This is a genomic window from Paenibacillus sp. P36, assembly GCF_045866505.1.
GTDB classification, from domain to species: domain Bacteria; phylum Bacillota; class Bacilli; order Paenibacillales; family NBRC-103111; genus Paenibacillus_E; species Paenibacillus_E chondroitinus.
Window position 1 is genome coordinate 3,286,829 of sequence record NZ_AP038372.1, and the last position, 15,556, is coordinate 3,302,384.

A 15,556-nucleotide genomic window follows, 5' to 3' on the forward strand; every position below is an offset into this window, starting at 1 on the left:
CGCTATTGTACTGGATAAATAGGTATTGCATTGCAGCAGGTAAGAAAGGAAGTGCTATAGTGGAGATTGCCAGTATTCACCCGCAGAAGTTTGTTGAAGCGTTGGATCAACAGACATTGAAGGATAGCATCATTATCGATGTGAGGGAACCCCATGAATGGGATTATTATCATCTGGATGAAGCCAAACTGATCCCAATGGGACAAATCCCCCATCGTTTAGGCGAACTGCCTGAAGATCAGGACATTTATCTCGTATGTGCACATGGCGTGCGCAGCTATCGGGTTGCTGAGTATTTGCAAGAGAACGGCATAGAGCGCGTTATTAATGTTGACGGTGGAATGGCAGCAGTTGGGATGCTACGTGGATTTCAATACGACTGAGCTTCATTATTGGCACCAAAAAGGAGTTAAGCACCTTGAGGCCGCTTAACTCCTTTTTGCTCATGTTATGTATTCGTTTAAGTGACATCCGAGAAGAACGGGAGCTGTGGCAGCGGTTCGTTCGCATACCATTTGGCTTTGCCTTTCACAAAATCGCCGGATCGAACGGCATTCGTACTAAGCAGAAGGTCCATCGTTTGATTGACATCATTCACGTTCAGTTTCTTGGCTTCTCCGGAGGCGATAAATTCATCTATACGAATCGTCAAATCCTGTGGGTAAAAGGGAGCAAACGATTTGTTTTTCAGCAATTTTGCTGTGATGTACAGATTTTTGACATTTAGATTCATTGCACGCCATTGATCTAAGTTCGCATTATTGTTAGGGTCGAAGTTTTCAATATCAGGATCGATTGTGCCATTCCAAGCAACAATAGAATCAAAGTAATTTTTCTGAGCTGTTAGCGCTTGTGTTTTGGCTTCTACGAAATAAGCATCTTTTTGAATAGCATCAAGCAGCTGTGGTCCGCTTAGCCCATTGGCTTTGCTCTGATACCCTTTCAACGTATCCGCAAAGAGCTTCAAGCTCTTGAGATATCCTTGATGCGATTGGACGAGAAGCGGCGAGGTCGCCGGCATATTTTTGCTTTGGAGGGCGGTATATTTCTCGTCAGCCAGCTTGCTCAATTCTTTGAGAACGGCCGAGGCATCGACGGTTGAATTGCCGGCTTCGATTTGACTCATTAATTCAAACCATTTATTCTGAAATTCCCTAAAGGGCAAAAAGATGGTATGGTAATAAGAAACGAGAACTTGCTGGTCGTAGGCTCCATATTCCTGAGCAACCGCTTTGTCAGCGTGCAATATTTTCTCGTATTTCTGATCCGATTTTTCCTGCCCGATTTTCAATCCGTAGAAGAAGGCGCCAAGGATACAAACAAGCATAAAGATAAACATGAGGGCAAATAAATAATCAGTGCGGGTAAGACGCTTATCCATAATCAAGCTCCTTATTCTCTCTTTTTCTTTTAACTTAGTATAGGTGAAATAGGTATAAAAGGGAATATGTGAGGAAAGAGGCTGCATCTATGAAAAAATTCGATTTTAAGAATATCCGCTTCGGAAAAGTCGATGTGAATGATCTCAATGACCGAACTTTACTGCTCAATCTGTACATAACCCAAGTGCTTACGCTTATTATCGGAATTATCATCATTTTTTTTCAGAGCAATCATAACTTTATTTCCATGTTCACGATTCAGGGCGGTTGGAAAATCCCGATTTGGGGGACTTTATTTGCAATAGCCGTTCTTGGGATTGATATGTTAATCTCAAGGTGGGTGCCCAAAGAAGTGTCTGATGACGGCGGAATCAATGAGATGATTTTCGGGCGGCGTCCGATCTGGCATATCGCGCTCATTTCATTTATTGTTGCCATATGCGAAGAAGTACTCTTTCGCGGAGCTATTCAGCATGCCTGGGGCCCTTATTGGACCAGTATATTGTTCGCGGCGATTCATATCCGCTATTTGCAGCATTGGCTCATGACAGGGATGGTGTTTAGTATAAGCTACGGCCTCGGCTGGATTTATTTACAAACCGGGAGTCTCTGGACGCCTATTATTGCCCATTTCATCATTGACTTTGTCATGGGATGCATACTTCGTTTTGGTAAGGAGGAGGAAGAACAGAGCACATGAATGCAGAGGGAAAAATGCCTTCTCGTTCTCAACGAAGGACGATTGAAATGGAGGAAGATGACACCTATTTACCGCCGCGGAAAGCAGTGCATCCCTCTGAACGGGGAAAATGGACCCAAATTTTTTATGTTACATTGCTGTGGTTATTTGTAATTCTTGTCATTAGTTTAACAATATGGGGGATTAAGAACTATTCGTAAAATCTGCCAGTTGAGTTAAGTTTGTGTTAAGTAAATAGAGAAGCTATGATAGATTCATAGCTTCTTTTTTATGGGCTCATTTTGTCATGGGAGGATTTAGTTGCAATGAATGCGATTCAAGCGAGAAGAAAATGGACTACTTCTGTCAAAATAATAGCTGCGCTTTTTGTTTTATTATCCAGTTTCATTTGGCCGTCAAAGCCGTCTTACGCGTTTTCCTATGGGTATTTGGCTTATCCGCAGGGAAATGTAGGCTTATTGAGACCGGATATCGGGGTGGATTTAGAGTTAAGTGAAGGGAAAACGCCAGACAGCTATCATTTTTATCTCAATGATCAGGAAGTGCAAGCTACTTACGATCCTGTTTCTGTTAAATATGTATATCAACCAAAAGAAGATTTGGCACCTGGCACGTATTCAGCCCGTTTGTCTTTTAAATTTGACGGTTATGATCCTGTTCAAATGAATTGGAGTTTTACCGTGGTACAAGGTGCTGCCAAGCTATCTTCGGAGACAAGTCAGGAGCAGCAAGATGGCTTGCAGGCGATTAATGATTATCGACTCAAAATGGGCTTGCCCCAAGTAAAATTCAGTGATGCCCTGAATCTAGCGGCTCAGAAGCATGCGCAATATTTGTCGCAAAACAAAATCGATCCGATCAAAACGGCAGTTTCCCTGCATGATGAGGATCCGGCGCTGCCAGGTTATATCGGAAAGTCGTTAAGAGAACGCTCGCAATTTATCGGATACGCTCGTGCGAGCAGCGAGGATGTTGCTTACAATCAGGTTTCGCTCGTTGAAGCCATTGATAGTTTGTTTGATGCGCCTTATCATCGAACGCCATTCATGGTCCCTGGTCTCATCGAAATTGGTGTTTATCGAGTAGGAGCCTATCATGTGATTGAATTTGGATTTTCAGATGGAGCAGCACCTGAACTTGTTGTTTCGCCAGGAAGCAACGACGTTTATGTGCCAACTGTCTTTGATGGACATGAAACGCCAGATCCGATTCGTATTCATGCTGAAGAGGCCTATCCGGTCGGTTATCCGATCATGGCTTCAATCAATGGGCCGGACGTGAAGAATGTGAGTTTGGACGAGGCAGAATTAAAGGATGAAAACGGCCGTGCTGTCAGCCTCTTGAAGAACGAACCAGGCACAGACGATCATTTGAGTACAGAGGTTATCTTGATGCCTTCTAAGCCGCTAACGTTGGATACGACCTATGAAGCGAAAGTTAAACTGACAGCAACGATGAAGGATGGCAGCACCAAGTCTTACGACAAGGAATGGACATTCCGCACAGAGCCGCGCGAAGGATTAGGTGTGCTAAAACTGCATAGTGATCCGGCTTCTTATGTCCTGCAAATGGGCAATTTCGGGCTAAATCGAAATCATACCGTTTCCTTTGCCTTGTCCGGCGATAAATATGTTCTTGACCTCATTCCATATACGATGAAACAGAAGCCTTATATTCAAGAGGGTACTTCGTTTCTCTATATTCGAGATCTTGCCGCGGCACTAGGTGCAACGGTCGAGTGGGATGATAAGCTCAAGGCTGCGGTTTATAAGAAAAAAGACAAAACGATCATGTTCTATACGAACCGTGATGCGTATAGCTTGAACGGGGTGGAGCATCAAACCGGGGCCGCGGCCAAGTTGGTGAATGAAACAACAATGATCCCGGTTCGCCTGCTGTCTGAAGCGCTTGGAGCGAAAGTTACCTATGTGGAAAGCTCGAAAACGGTCAATATCAGCTATTAATAGAAAAAGCTTTGCATGCCCTTTGTGTTAGGAAAGAGGGCTGCAAAGCTTCTTTTTTTAGCGCATTTCGAGTTCAATGGCATTGGGATCGACGAACGTATACCCTTTCTCCTCTAACTGCGTCAGGAGAGTGTCCAGGGCTTTGACCGTCCAAGGCAATTCATGCATCAGAATATTGCTGCCGCCATGCAGCTGCTTCATGACATTCTCAATGACCTTGTTCGGATCATTTTTTTGATTGGTCATTTCCCAATCCAATGAACCGTTTGACCAAGTCATATAGAGCATATGATTAGCTTTGATTTTGGCTTTCAAATAGTCATTGCCTGAACCGAATGGCGGACGAAAAAATTGAGGAGCTTGCCCCGTCAAGTCTGTAATCGCTTTTTGAACATCGTCCACTTGCTGATCAATTTTGGCATTCGGCATGTCTTTCATATTGTCATGATCCCAGGCATGGTTACCGATGACATTTCCGCTTTCATGGACGAGCTTAACGAGTTCGGGTTTTTGCTTAATCCGGTAGCCGTTGAAAAAGAAAATCGCCTTCGCGTTATGTTTTTTGAGAATATTGATTAACGATTGATTCATCTCTTGCTCTTTGGGTCCATCATCAAAAGTCAGGAGAATAATTTTTTTGTTTCCGTTAGGGTCATTTGGGACGATATCATAATTTTTGTTCATATGATAGTCCTTCTTCACTTCTTGCGGGACTGCTTTCGTTGGCTCCGGCGTAGGTGTAGGAGCCGGAGTTTGGGTAGGTGCCGCCGTAGGAGTAGGGCTAGCAGCAGTCGTAGCTGCCATTGTTGGTGTCGCACTGGCTGTGGAAACTGGGCTCTTGGCCGGTTGGCTTTCACTGCAGGCCGTTAGGAATATTATCATGCTGATCAACAGGACACTGGCTTTGTTAGTCATTTCTCGTTCTCCTCAGGCAAATTAACTTCTTATGTCTCTCCTTATAGTACCACATTTCTTCCAGAACATATCTCCTTTGTTTTCCTCTTGTTTGAGCGTATGCCCTTTCTTCAACTCGCGCAACCTATGAAGGATTCATACTAAATTAACATGGAGGGAGACTCAATGAAAATAGGTACTTTCTTGTTAGGTGGCATTGCCGGAGCAGCGGCGGTCGTATACCTGAATCGCAAAAGTAAATCCATGTTGTTCTCCGCGTTCAGCTCATCCAGTGAATCGATGGGGAAGGTAGTGGATAAGGCGAAAGATACCTTTGCGAGCAAATCATTTGGCGATTCACCGGTCCGGAATTTCTCAAGTACAAGCGCCAATTCGAGTGCTAACTCAAGCGCAAACTCAAGCGGAGGGCTCAGCCAGGTGGAAAAAATCGTGAAAGAAGATCCGCATTTGAGTGTAACGGTTAACGAAATTTTGCAAGCCAACAAAGAAAATACGTCGACAATTCAATAAATTCTCGCAGCAGGCACAGTCAGGCAAACCCACGGGGCCGGCTGTGCTTTTTCTTTTATACATAACTTGCGCGTGCAATTGGAATCAAATAGTGTTAACATGGTAGGTGAAAACGATAAAAGAATACTTGTCCAAATCTTACTTCAAGGTTCACATTTTTATTTTTTTATCATATTCTGTTTTAATAAGATGACCATGCTTTCGATGCAAGCTTTCCAATCGGAAGGCTCAAAGGAGGATCCTATCATGAAAATAGAACGCTTAAGTCAGGATAAGATACGGATTTTCCTAACATTCGATGACTTAACTGAACGCGGAATTCAAAAGGACGACATGTGGAGAGAAATCCCCAAAGTACACGAACTATTCAGTGAAATGATGGATCAAGCCTATTCAGAGCTCGGATTTGACCCGTCCGGACCTCTAGCTGTTGAGGTGTTTGCACTGCCAGCCCAGGGAATGGTTGTCATTGTAACAAGAGGCAAGCTTGATTTGTATGCGAATTCAGATTCGTATGATGATCATGAAGCTGAAGAAGTGTATGAGATGGAAGTAACGCTTGAACAAAGCGATTTAGTCTCCTATGCGTTCCGTGATTTTGAAGATCTGCTGCGTGTCTCCAAAGTAATCAATCCGCTTCTTATTGAAGGCGGTACCCTTTATTCCTACAAAGGGAAATATATTTTACAACTAGAACCTGTTGACCTTGAAGATACGAAGTACCAAGCGTTAATCGCGGTCCTGTCCGAATTCGGGGAAGCTGCTTCCGTCACACAAGCGGTGCTTGAAGAGTATGGGAAGACGATTATTGCCGATGACGCCGTGAAGGTGCTCTGTCAGCACTTTAAATAAAGGCCTTCCTCTTTTTCTTTTGTTGTTGAATGAAACAAGCATCTTCAAAAACAACCGTTTTTGTTGATGCTTTTTTTAATTGGATAGAAAGTGGTTTTGCATCCTTGTGAAGAGACGATGGGGGAGAAAATCATGACGAACTTAGAGCATAAACGCCTGGCGCCAACATTGGCAGCGGTTGATTTGGACAGTTTACTTAGCTATTACCAGAAACAGATGAGAGAAGAAGCCTATTTGTACTTGCAAAAAAGGGGCATCACCGAGGAGACCGCTCAATTATTCCGGATCGGTTTTGAAATCGGAAAAATTGGGTTCTATGTCGATCAGAATCAGTTAGGCGATTATTTTGAGCATCGAGTGATCCTGCCAATCCGAAATTACGACGGTGAGATTGTCGACTTAATCGGACGCTCAATTGACAATAAGGAACCAAAATACAAGGCTTTGTACGGGGTTGATCAATACCTTTTTAATTACTCCGCCTTGGAAGATTCCGATGAAGTTATTTTGTGCAGCGGCATTTTCGATGTGCTTTCTCTTACGCAGGCCAAAGTCCCGGCTGTTTGTGTGCCGGATTATGGGATATTCAAAGAACATCATCTCTCCCTTTTTACGGGAAAACGCGTCTATATTTGCATGGGGAATGATGAGTACGGACGGAGAGAGTCTACAAGGATTGAATCTGTTCTGAGAGAGCAGGGGAACGAAACCTACATTATCTCCTTACCAGAGACTATTCGGGACATCAATGATCTGTTCATCAGAGCGCAGAACCCGGTTGAAGCTCTCCTGGGGCTCGTGAATCAATCTGTTGAAGAGGCTATGTTGGCTCCTGTAGCGCCGGATATCAAGAATAGTACGGTTTATTTGGAAGAATATATGAAAAGATTCCGCGGGCAAGTAGCCTCGATTCGAACGGGCTTTGATAAGTTGGACACGCTCCTATTCGGCGGATTTGGCAACGGTTTGTACCTTCTTGCAGGGTCAGGATCAATTGGCAAAAGCATGCTGCTGAAACAAATGGCTGATCATATCGCACTTGAAGAAACGCCGGTTATATTTGTTTCCTGGGACATGACGAATTTCGAATTGTGGTCCCGCAGCATTGCGCGGATTATCGGTGTAGCGCCGCAGAAAGTGCTTGGAGGAAAAATTGATCCCGAACAAGTGGCTGAGGCGAATAAGCAGTACGGCAAGATTAGTAAAATGCTATGGATGCTTGAGTGTACGATGAGTACAACGCTGGATCAAGTAGCTGCAAATATTGAGCGAATCGCCGTGATCGTGGGCAAAGAACCCGTCATTTTCATTGATCATTTGCAACGAATTCCAATGGGCGAAACCGCGGCGGCATTAACTTGGCAGCAGCAGCAAGCAGCTATCGCGTTTACGCTTAAACAATGGTCCCGCGAATGGGATTGCCCGATTATCGCAGCTACCGCACTGGAGTTAGGTCAAGATAACGTTCCAGACCGGGTGCAGGCTTCCGCCGATGTCGTGATGATCATGCAGCCTGTAGCATCGGATGTGGAGGGCGGGCAGGCGATATCGCTTGCATTAACCAAAAACCGAAATGGCACAATAGGGAATATCCCTCTTGTTTTCCATAATGATTGCGCACTCTTTACGGAATAAATCATAGAAAAGTCATTTCAAAATGACTATAATGGAATATAAAATGACTGTACTGAGGGTACTTCATAACTTCTAGCATAAGGGGGAAGCCGCATTTGCAAATACTACCGATTGTTCTTGCAGCCGTAGCCCCAGGCCTCTCACTGCTTGCCTATTTTTATCTAAAAGATAAATACGAAACGGAACCCATCCATTTGGTTATCCGCATGTTTTTATTTGGTGTGCTGCTTGTATACCCAACTATGGTGCTTCAAAATGCTTTGGTTCAAGAATTTGGCGAGGGAACTTTTATTTCATCGTTTCTCCTTTCCGGGGGCATTGAAGAGTTCATGAAATGGTTCGTTCTGTATCATCTGATCTTCAGACATGAAGCATTTGATGAACCGTATGACGGTATCGTATACGCGGTTGCGGTAAGCTTGGGTTACGCGACATTAGAAAATATCATTTACGCATTTTTAAATGCAGCATCCTTCTCCGCGCTAATGATCCGCGCTTTGCTGCCGGTTTCGGCGCATGCGCTGTTCGGGGTTATGATGGGTTATTATTTGGGGAAAGCCAAATTCGTTCCTAACAAGGCCCAAAAGTACCTGTGGTTCTCGCTTCTGCTGCCCATCTTCTGGCATGGATTGTTTGATTACATTTTGCTCTTTTTCAAATCCAACTGGATCTGGGTCATGATTCCGGTTATGACATTTCTATGGATTCGGACGATTTGGCGGGTTGACCGGGCGAATGCGCATTCCCCACTACGCGTCGCATCAGCAGATGAGAAGATTAAAATGAGTTAATTTGGGCAATACTGGACTGTATAGAACGCGATTCCTGGCTCATAGGCTCGGAAGCACCGGGAGGGTGTACATGTCCATAACACGAGTGAAAGTAAAGATCCGCTGTAGACAATGCGGGGAAAAGTTCGTGCTGAAAGGTAAAAGAGAAAAAGGTAAAATTGAAACGGGATTCAGGCAATGTATATGCAGCAATGAGCATGACTTTGAAATAGAGACGGATGAATAACGAGAGGCCATTCTTTACGAATAGGCCTCTTTTTGTTGTCAATCTTGTATAAACCTGTCTATCCGCGCAAAAACTAAGCGCAAGTTTAGGGGATGAAAGGGGTATTCACGTGTATAAAAGATTGAGCATTGTCATGTTTCCATTTCTATTAGTTGCCTTAATCGGTGCATCGGTTTGGGGCTACTTGGAGCATCAGGAGAAAAATACGATTTTGATTAAAGCAGAGAACCAATATCAGCGTGCGTTCCATGATCTCTCCTTCCATATGGATAAGCTGCATACGGAGCTAGGGAACACACTTGCTGTTAATTCGACGGCGGAGCCATCATACCGCAAAGGACTTGTGAATGTATGGCGGTTGACCAGCCAGGCTCAAAGTGACATTACACAGCTTCCGTTAACCCTGCTGCCTTTCAACAAGACCGAGGACTTCTTAGCGAATATGGCGAATTATTCCTACCGGATGTCCGTCCGCGACATGACCAAGCAGCCGTTAACGGAAACGGAAATAAAAACGCTAAGTTCGCTTTACGATCATTCCGCAGAGATTACGAAGGAAATACGCGGGGTTCAGGACAAAGTAATGACGAACAATTTGCGTTGGATGGACGTAGAAATGGCCTTGGCTTCCGAAAATGAAGTGCATGATAATGCGATCATTGACGGTTTTTCCATTGTTGATAAAAAAGTTGGCGCCTACGAGGAGTTGAATTGGGGCCCAGGCAGTATGGGCATGCTTTCCCAGAAAAAAATAAGCATGCTGTCCGGCAATGATATGACGGCAGATCAAATTAAGCAAAAGGCGGCTCAATTCCTGGGGCAAGCCGACACGGCCAATATGCAAGTCGTAGAAAACGGCGGGAATACGCCTGAAAATCAGAGCTTTAGCGTTGTGGTTCCGAGCGGAACGAACGGAGCCGACAGTGCACAAATGGATTACACGAAAAAAGGCGGTCATTTGATTTATTTCATGAAGCCTCGTGATGTCAAAGAGTCGAAATTTGATCTTAGACAAGCTCGCGATATCGCGAATGAGTTCTTGGATCAGCATGAATATAAAGATATGAGTGCAGTTAGCTATGATCAATATCAAAACATTGCGAATATTATTTTCGCTAAACGTGAGAATGATGTTACCATTTATCCGCAGCAAATCAGCGTAAAGGTTGCGCTGGATACGCTCGAAGTGATCGGACTTCAAGCGACGGATTTTATTTATGGCCAAGTCCAGCGGAATATCGGGCAACCCAAAATTACAGCGGCCGAAGCGCGGAAACAACTTAGTCCGAATATGAAAGTGACGGGGGAATCTCTCGCCATCATCAAAAATGATCTGGATGAAGAGGTTCTCTGCCATGAATTTATCGGGAAAATGAACAATAATCTATATCGTGTTTTTATCAATGCTGATTTGGGAATGGAAGAAAAAATCGAGACGATTCGTCCGGATCAAGCACAAGCTGCGGCAAATAAAACAACATAAAGTCGAAAAAGAGAAGTGGGTTCGAGCAGATTCGAGCCCATCTTCTTTTTTTTTGCTATTCAAATAAGGGCGCCGTGGTTATAATTGTGTCATCATATGTTTCGGAGGTGCAGGGATTGCTGCCCAAGGTTAACCAAATTTTACATATACAAGTCAACAGTATTGATGATGAAGAATCCAGGATTGAATACAAAGCCAGAATCGCCGATGTAACGGATAACTCAATCTTGATAGAAATTCCTATGAATGAGCAGACGGGCCGTCTCAAGAAGCTGTATTATGGCGATGAGTTGAACACCTTCTATATTGCACAAGGCGGTGTGAAACATTATTTCACAACATCGGTTACGGGGTTTCGGGAAGACGTGTTACGGTTAGTCGAACTTCATAAGCCCGAACCGGAAGCTATTACGCAAGTCCAACGCCGAAGTTTTCTAAGGGTGCCAGCTGAACTGGAAATTGCGGTCAAAGTGTCTGACCAGATTCAATTTATCGGTGTGACGGACGATGTTGGCGGTGGCGGCATCTCGATGGAATATGACGGCCAAATCCCGCTTGGCATCAACACGATTATTTCTTGTTGGCTGCTCGTTCCTTACAAGAACGGCAACATTGAGCATATTCCATTTAACGGAGAAGTTGTGCGCGTCAAGCAATTGGAAACCGGCAAGCAGCTTGCCATGGTCCGATTTGTTGAAATTTTGGACAGGGAGCGCCAGAAACTGATTCGTTTTTGTTTTGAGCGCCAGATGGATTTCCGCAAAAGATAAGATAGGGATCTTTTGACGAAGTCAAAAGTCTCTCATCTTGTATGAAAGTCAAAAGTCTCCTGCCTGTAAGCATGAGAGTAGGCTCGTATGGGTATACTACCAGACAATATGCCTATTCGAGCAGGTGAGAAGCTCTTGTCCAACGATCGGGAAGCGAAGTCCTATGAGCAGTTGTTTATTCTCTTTTCTGCGAAAGTAGAAAAGGTGATTATTCGAACAACTCTCGTATGTTTTATCGTGCTTATTTGCGTGCAGTTATTGCTCCAAATCCCTTATGTACGCAAGCATTTTACACGGGTTGAACCCCTGGAAGGCAAGCCTTATATGCTGCCTCAAAATGCTAAGGGAGAGCGCTCTTAAGCAGGCTGGGTTGCAATCTATTATGCGTCCAAGTTTTGCATATACCTAGGTAGTGTGATATAATTTGAATCAATTAGCAGGCAGTGCCTGCTTTTTTGTTCGTAAGGTATTGTGGAGTATCGTTGGGAGGAACAGCAGCTTGGATAAGTTCAATATTGCCATTGATGGACCTGCTGGTGCCGGTAAAAGTACCATTGCTCGGCTTGTTGCCGGAGCACTTGGATTCGTTTACGTGGATACAGGGGCCATGTATCGGGCAGTAACATGGAAAGTACAGCAAGAAGGGCTGCTACCTGATCAAGAGGCAGAAGTGGCTGCTTTGGCCAATCGTATGAAGATTGAGCTCATTCCTGGAGAAGAGGGTCAACAAGTTTTTGTCGATGGCGTCGATGTGACGAAAGCAATCCGTACGACTGCCATTACAGATCATGTTTCCCAAATTGCCAGTTATGGCGCGATACGCGAGCTGCTGGTCAATTTGCAGAAACAAATGACGATTTCTAAAGGCGTTGTTATGGATGGCCGGGATATCGGTACTCATGTGATGCCGGATGCAGAAATCAAGGTGTTTCTGACAGCCAGCGTGAAGGAACGCGCAGAGCGACGCTTCAAAGAGATGCAGAGCAGCGGTACTTGTACACTAACGCTCTCCGAACTTGAACAGGACATCGCTCGTAGGGACCAATTGGACCAAGATCGAGAGATTTCTCCGCTCAGACGTGCTCATGACGCTGTGTTGATGGACAGTACCTCAATGACAATCGAAGAAGTTGTGGACGAGATACTTGGGCTTTGTAAAGACAAAGTCGGAGGTGGCAAATAAGATGCTATATCGCATCGGCAGGGCCTTGTTTCGCTGCTTTTTCACCTTGTTTTTCCGGTTGCGTGCCATCGGCATGGAAAATGTCCCTAAACATGGTGCAGTAGTGCTTTGCGGCAATCATACAAGTTTATTGGATCCTCCATTATTAGGAACACCGCTCAAACGTATGGTACATTTTATGGCGAAAGCCGAACTCTTCGACATTCCTGTTCTGGGCGCGGTTATTTCAAAAGTAGGCGCTTTTCCAGTTAAACGCGGTGGCGTAAGCAGAGATTCGATCCGCCTCGCGGTGCAATTGCTCCGTGATGGCAATATGTTAGGCGTTTTCCCGGAAGGCTCGCGTAATAACGCTGGGGGAATGGGCAAGAAGGGCGCTGCTTCTCTTGCATTGAAATCCGGAGCTGCTGTCGTTCCTGTGGCAATTGTTGGTACTTATTCTTTATTCCGCCGCATGACCATTGTGTACGGCAAACCGCTTGATTTGAGTGCTTACGCGGGAGCCAGCTCAGAAGATTTGGAGCTCGCGACGGAAGCCATTATGAAAGAAATTCGCCGCTTACACAGTACATATAGCAAGGCATAGGCCACATGTATGGAAATGAAAGCTTGGAATTATACTATCTTCAAAAGCGAATGATGATTGTTTTGTTTGAAACAGAGTAGAAGCTTACATACTGCTTTGTGACTTATAAATTATTTTTTGTTGGTTGTAATTAGAGGAGGCTAATCTCATGTCAGATGAAGTAAAAGTTCAAGATCAAACGCAAGAAGCTCAAGAAACAGCCGTATCGCAAGCAGAAGCGGAGCACGCAATGAACAATGTTGCTGTGCTGAAGAAAGGCGCTACCGTGAAAGGCAAAATCGTTAAGGTAGACGCAGATCAAGCCTTCGTGGATATCGGTTACAAATACGATGGTGTTATTCCGGTTCGCGAACTGTCTTCCGTAAGCTTGGAAGATGCTGGTCAAGCGGTACAGCTTGGACAAGAAGTTGAGTTGAAAGTTGTTTCCATCAACGATGCGAAAGAAACATTGGTTCTTTCCAAACGTGTAGTAGACAGCGAAAAAGCTTGGGAAACGCTTCAAGGCCAATTGGAAAGCAAAGAAATTATCGAAGCTTCCGTTGCTGAAGTGGTAAAAGGCGGTTTGGTTGTGGATATCGGCGTACGCGGTTTCGTACCTGCTTCCATGGTTGAGCGTCAATTCGTTGAAGATTTCTCCTCCTACAAAGGTCGCACATTGCGTCTTCGTGTGAAAGAAATTGATCGCGAGAAAAACAAAGTCATCCTTTCCCAAAAAGATGTATTGGATGAAGAATTCGAAGCAAATAAAAAGAAAATCATCGAAGGATTGCAAGTAGGACAAGTTCTTGATGGAACGGTTCAACGCTTGACACAATTCGGTGCATTTATCGATATCGGTGGCATCGACGGTTTGGTACACATTTCCGAGCTTGCTTGGCACCATGTAGATCAAGCTTCTGACGTTGTCAAAGAAGGCGACAAAGTTAAAGTGCAAATCCTTAAACTTGACCCGTCCAACGACAAAATCAGCCTAAGCATCAAAGCTACACAAGCAGGCCCTTGGTCCAATGTGGAGAATGATTTCAAAGCTGGCGATATCGTAACAGGTACAGTGAAACGTCTTGCTGCATTTGGCGCATTCGTTGAAGTGGCTCCTGGTGTTGAAGGTCTTGTGCATATTTCTCAAATCGCACACCGCCACATCGGAACACCACATGAAGTATTGAAAGAAGGCCAAGAAGTTCAAGTGAAAATCTTGGAAATCAATGCTTCCGAGAAACGCGTTAGCCTAAGTATCAAAGAAACAGAAGAAGCTCCTGAAGCTCCTGCTGGCGCAGCTGCTCCGTCCGCTGCGAAACCGGAAAGAGAAAGACAACCAAGAGGCGACCGTGACCGCGGTAACAGCGCTAGCCATCAAAAAGAAATCGCTGGCAACGAGAACGTTTCTCTTAGCAACCAAGGTTTGTCCATGACACTTGGCGAGCGTTTCGGCGACAAATTGGCTAAATTTAAAAAATAAGTGATACTTGGATTTTAGGGGGACCAAAGGAATGCGCATCTCACGCAAAATGGAGCATGTCCATTACGCGCTGGAGCTTGGTCAATCCAGACAGCAAGGGCTGTCGGATATCAAGCTTGTGCATAACTGTTTACCTGAGACTTCAACGGATCACATTGCACTAACGACTGAAATCGGCGATCTCATTATGAGTTCGCCGATTTTAATTAATGCGATGACCGGAGGAGCTCATGAAACAGAGAGCATCAACCGCGAGCTAGCGATTATGGCAAGGGAGAAAGGTATGGCGATGGCCGTCGGCTCCCAAATGTCAGCGCTAAAAAACAGCGAGGTAGCGTCCAGCTACCAAGTCGTACGGCGCGAAAACCCGAAGGGTGTCGTGTTTGCGAATTTGGGCAGCGAAGCCACCGTTGACCAAGCTGTTAGAGCCATTGACATGATTGAAGCCAATGCGCTGCAAATTCATTTGAACGTCATGCAAGAGTTGATCATGCCCGAAGGAGATCGCAGCTTCGTAGGTATGCTGAAGCGGATTGAGGCTATTGTTCGGCACGTTCAGGTGCCGGTCATTGTCAAGGAAGTCGGCTTCGGCATCTTGAAGGATAACGCCAAGCAATTACAAGACATCGGTGTCCGCGTCTTGGATGTTGGCGGTTCCGGCGGCACGAATTTCGCCGCCATCGAGAATGCCAGACGTCCAGCTGCGATAGAGTGGCTGAACGACTGGGGAACCCCGACAAGCATCTCGCTTTTGGAGGCGCTGTCGGTTTATCCAAGAGGCGCAGTCATCGCCTCAGGGGGCATTACGAACGCTTTGGAAGCGGCCAAAGCGCTTGCACTTGGCGCCTCAGCCGTCGGCATGGCGGGCGTATTCCTGAAGGTGCTGCGCGAGCAAGGCACCCACAGTCTTCATCGTTTTGCAGACGAGCTTCACCAAGGACTTATCTTAATTATGACAGCGCTAGGCGCCCCTACAATTAAGGATTTGGGGCATTGCCCCGTCGTCATTATGGGAGAAACGGCGGAATGGTGCCGCACCCGTGGAATTGATTTAACTTCATACGCAGATAAAACCAATCGGAGTAAATAATCGAAAGATTGCC

General features: G+C 45.1%; 17 protein-coding genes. 15 read left to right on the plus strand and 2 right to left on the minus strand.

All coding sequences use genetic code 11. The features are described 5' to 3' along the window. The first annotated feature begins 59 nt into the window (after positions 1-59). The gene (locus ACKTT9_RS14580) at positions 60-383 is read left to right on the plus strand and encodes a rhodanese-like domain-containing protein (RefSeq protein WP_246068971.1); all 324 of its coding nucleotides are present in this window, start codon (positions 60-62) and stop codon (positions 381-383) included. A 77-nt stretch (positions 384-460) separates the two neighbouring features. On the opposite strand, the gene ACKTT9_RS14585 is transcribed toward ACKTT9_RS14580, so the two are convergent. Continuing rightward, positions 461-1,381: a hypothetical protein gene (locus ACKTT9_RS14585; RefSeq protein ID WP_157319974.1), complete on the minus strand. Its 921-nt coding sequence runs from the start codon at positions 1,379-1,381 to the stop codon at positions 461-463. 89 nt (positions 1,382-1,470) lie between these two features. On the opposite strand from ACKTT9_RS14585, the gene ACKTT9_RS14590 reads away from it, so the two are divergent. Together ACKTT9_RS14590 and ACKTT9_RS14595 are read left to right on the plus strand one after the other, a co-directional pair. Further along, positions 1,471-2,082 (plus strand): CPBP family intramembrane glutamic endopeptidase, encoded by a 612-nt coding sequence (locus tag ACKTT9_RS14590; RefSeq protein ID WP_157319975.1) that lies wholly within the window; start codon positions 1,471-1,473, stop codon positions 2,080-2,082. Between the two features lie 305 nt (positions 2,083-2,387). Beyond that, entirely contained in the window at positions 2,388-4,046 is a 1,659-nt protein-coding gene (locus ACKTT9_RS14595; RefSeq protein ID WP_407872138.1) for a stalk domain-containing protein, read from the plus strand. A 57-nt stretch (positions 4,047-4,103) separates the two neighbouring features. Here ACKTT9_RS14595 and ACKTT9_RS14600 read toward each other — a convergent pair whose 3' ends face one another. After that, positions 4,104-4,961: a polysaccharide deacetylase family protein gene (locus ACKTT9_RS14600; RefSeq protein WP_407872139.1), complete on the minus strand. Its 858-nt coding sequence runs from the start codon at positions 4,959-4,961 to the stop codon at positions 4,104-4,106. A 165-nt stretch (positions 4,962-5,126) separates the two neighbouring features. Here ACKTT9_RS14600 and ACKTT9_RS14605 point away from each other — a divergent pair, with 165 nt between their 5' ends. From ACKTT9_RS14605 to fni, 12 genes are all read left to right on the plus strand, one after another. Then, positions 5,127-5,471 (plus strand): hypothetical protein, encoded by a 345-nt coding sequence (locus ACKTT9_RS14605; protein WP_407872140.1) that lies wholly within the window; start codon positions 5,127-5,129, stop codon positions 5,469-5,471. A gap of 246 nt (positions 5,472-5,717) precedes the next feature. Beyond that, the gene (locus ACKTT9_RS14610; protein WP_127451207.1) at positions 5,718-6,323 is read left to right on the plus strand and encodes a genetic competence negative regulator; all 606 of its coding nucleotides are present in this window, start codon (positions 5,718-5,720) and stop codon (positions 6,321-6,323) included. A gap of 132 nt (positions 6,324-6,455) precedes the next feature. Then, a complete protein-coding gene (locus ACKTT9_RS14615) occupies positions 6,456-7,958 on the plus strand; it encodes a DnaB-like helicase C-terminal domain-containing protein (RefSeq protein WP_407872141.1) in 1,503 nt (500 codons plus the stop codon). Positions 7,959-8,053: 95 nt separating this feature from the next. After that, positions 8,054-8,749 (plus strand): glutamic-type intramembrane protease PrsW, encoded by a 696-nt coding sequence (gene prsW, locus ACKTT9_RS14620; protein WP_127451210.1) that lies wholly within the window; start codon positions 8,054-8,056, stop codon positions 8,747-8,749. A 70-nt stretch (positions 8,750-8,819) separates the two neighbouring features. Next, entirely contained in the window at positions 8,820-8,975 is a 156-nt protein-coding gene (locus ACKTT9_RS14625) for a hypothetical protein (RefSeq protein WP_164819461.1), read from the plus strand. 109 nt (positions 8,976-9,084) lie between these two features. After that, complete coding sequence (gene ypeB, locus ACKTT9_RS14630; protein ID WP_407872142.1) at positions 9,085-10,458, plus strand: germination protein YpeB; 1,374 nt, start codon at positions 9,085-9,087, stop codon at positions 10,456-10,458. Between the two features lie 116 nt (positions 10,459-10,574). Further along, positions 10,575-11,228, plus strand: a complete 654-nt coding sequence (locus ACKTT9_RS14635; protein ID WP_407872143.1) for a flagellar brake protein — start codon at positions 10,575-10,577, stop codon at positions 11,226-11,228. Between the two features lie 87 nt (positions 11,229-11,315). Then, positions 11,316-11,588, plus strand: coding sequence for a hypothetical protein (locus ACKTT9_RS14640; protein ID WP_246068972.1), 273 nt, complete (start codon positions 11,316-11,318; stop codon positions 11,586-11,588). A 139-nt stretch (positions 11,589-11,727) separates the two neighbouring features. Next, positions 11,728-12,411 (plus strand): (d)CMP kinase, encoded by a 684-nt coding sequence (gene cmk / locus ACKTT9_RS14645; protein ID WP_157319981.1) that lies wholly within the window; start codon positions 11,728-11,730, stop codon positions 12,409-12,411. Between the two features lies 1 nt (position 12,412). Continuing rightward, positions 12,413-12,994 carry a 1-acyl-sn-glycerol-3-phosphate acyltransferase gene (locus tag ACKTT9_RS14650; protein WP_127451218.1) on the plus strand — a complete coding sequence of 194 codons (582 nt, stop codon included), beginning with the start codon at positions 12,413-12,415 and terminating at the stop codon, positions 12,992-12,994. Between the two features lie 148 nt (positions 12,995-13,142). Further along, the gene (gene rpsA, locus ACKTT9_RS14655; protein ID WP_127451220.1) at positions 13,143-14,453 is read left to right on the plus strand and encodes a 30S ribosomal protein S1; all 1,311 of its coding nucleotides are present in this window, start codon (positions 13,143-13,145) and stop codon (positions 14,451-14,453) included. 31 nt (positions 14,454-14,484) lie between these two features. Further along, the gene (gene fni, locus ACKTT9_RS14660) at positions 14,485-15,543 is read left to right on the plus strand and encodes a type 2 isopentenyl-diphosphate Delta-isomerase (protein ID WP_407872144.1); all 1,059 of its coding nucleotides are present in this window, start codon (positions 14,485-14,487) and stop codon (positions 15,541-15,543) included. The last annotated feature ends 13 nt before the right edge of the window (positions 15,544-15,556 follow it).

What these genes read in the sequence shown, in the direction of transcription:
- ACKTT9_RS14585 (WP_157319974.1), bottom strand. Translation starts at nt 1,381, where the DNA reads ATGGATAAGCGTCTTACCCGCACTGATTATTTATTTGCCCTCATGTTT.
- ACKTT9_RS14590 (WP_157319975.1), top strand. Translation starts at nt 1,471, where the DNA reads ATGAAAAAATTCGATTTTAAGAATATCCGCTTCGGAAAAGTCGATGTG.
- ACKTT9_RS14595 (WP_407872138.1), top strand. Translation starts at nt 2,388, where the DNA reads ATGAATGCGATTCAAGCGAGAAGAAAATGGACTACTTCTGTCAAAATA.
- ACKTT9_RS14600 (WP_407872139.1), bottom strand. Translation starts at nt 4,961, where the DNA reads ATGACTAACAAAGCCAGTGTCCTGTTGATCAGCATGATAATATTCCTA.
- ACKTT9_RS14605 (WP_407872140.1), top strand. Translation starts at nt 5,127, where the DNA reads ATGAAAATAGGTACTTTCTTGTTAGGTGGCATTGCCGGAGCAGCGGCG.
- ACKTT9_RS14610 (WP_127451207.1), top strand. Translation starts at nt 5,718, where the DNA reads ATGAAAATAGAACGCTTAAGTCAGGATAAGATACGGATTTTCCTAACA.
- ACKTT9_RS14615 (WP_407872141.1), top strand. Translation starts at nt 6,456, where the DNA reads ATGACGAACTTAGAGCATAAACGCCTGGCGCCAACATTGGCAGCGGTT.
- ACKTT9_RS14625 (WP_164819461.1), top strand. Translation starts at nt 8,820, where the DNA reads ATGTCCATAACACGAGTGAAAGTAAAGATCCGCTGTAGACAATGCGGG.
- ACKTT9_RS14640 (WP_246068972.1), top strand. Translation starts at nt 11,316, where the DNA reads ATGGGTATACTACCAGACAATATGCCTATTCGAGCAGGTGAGAAGCTC.
- ACKTT9_RS14650 (WP_127451218.1), top strand. Translation starts at nt 12,413, where the DNA reads ATGCTATATCGCATCGGCAGGGCCTTGTTTCGCTGCTTTTTCACCTTG.
- rpsA (WP_127451220.1), top strand. Translation starts at nt 13,143, where the DNA reads ATGTCAGATGAAGTAAAAGTTCAAGATCAAACGCAAGAAGCTCAAGAA.
- fni (WP_407872144.1), top strand. Translation starts at nt 14,485, where the DNA reads ATGCGCATCTCACGCAAAATGGAGCATGTCCATTACGCGCTGGAGCTT.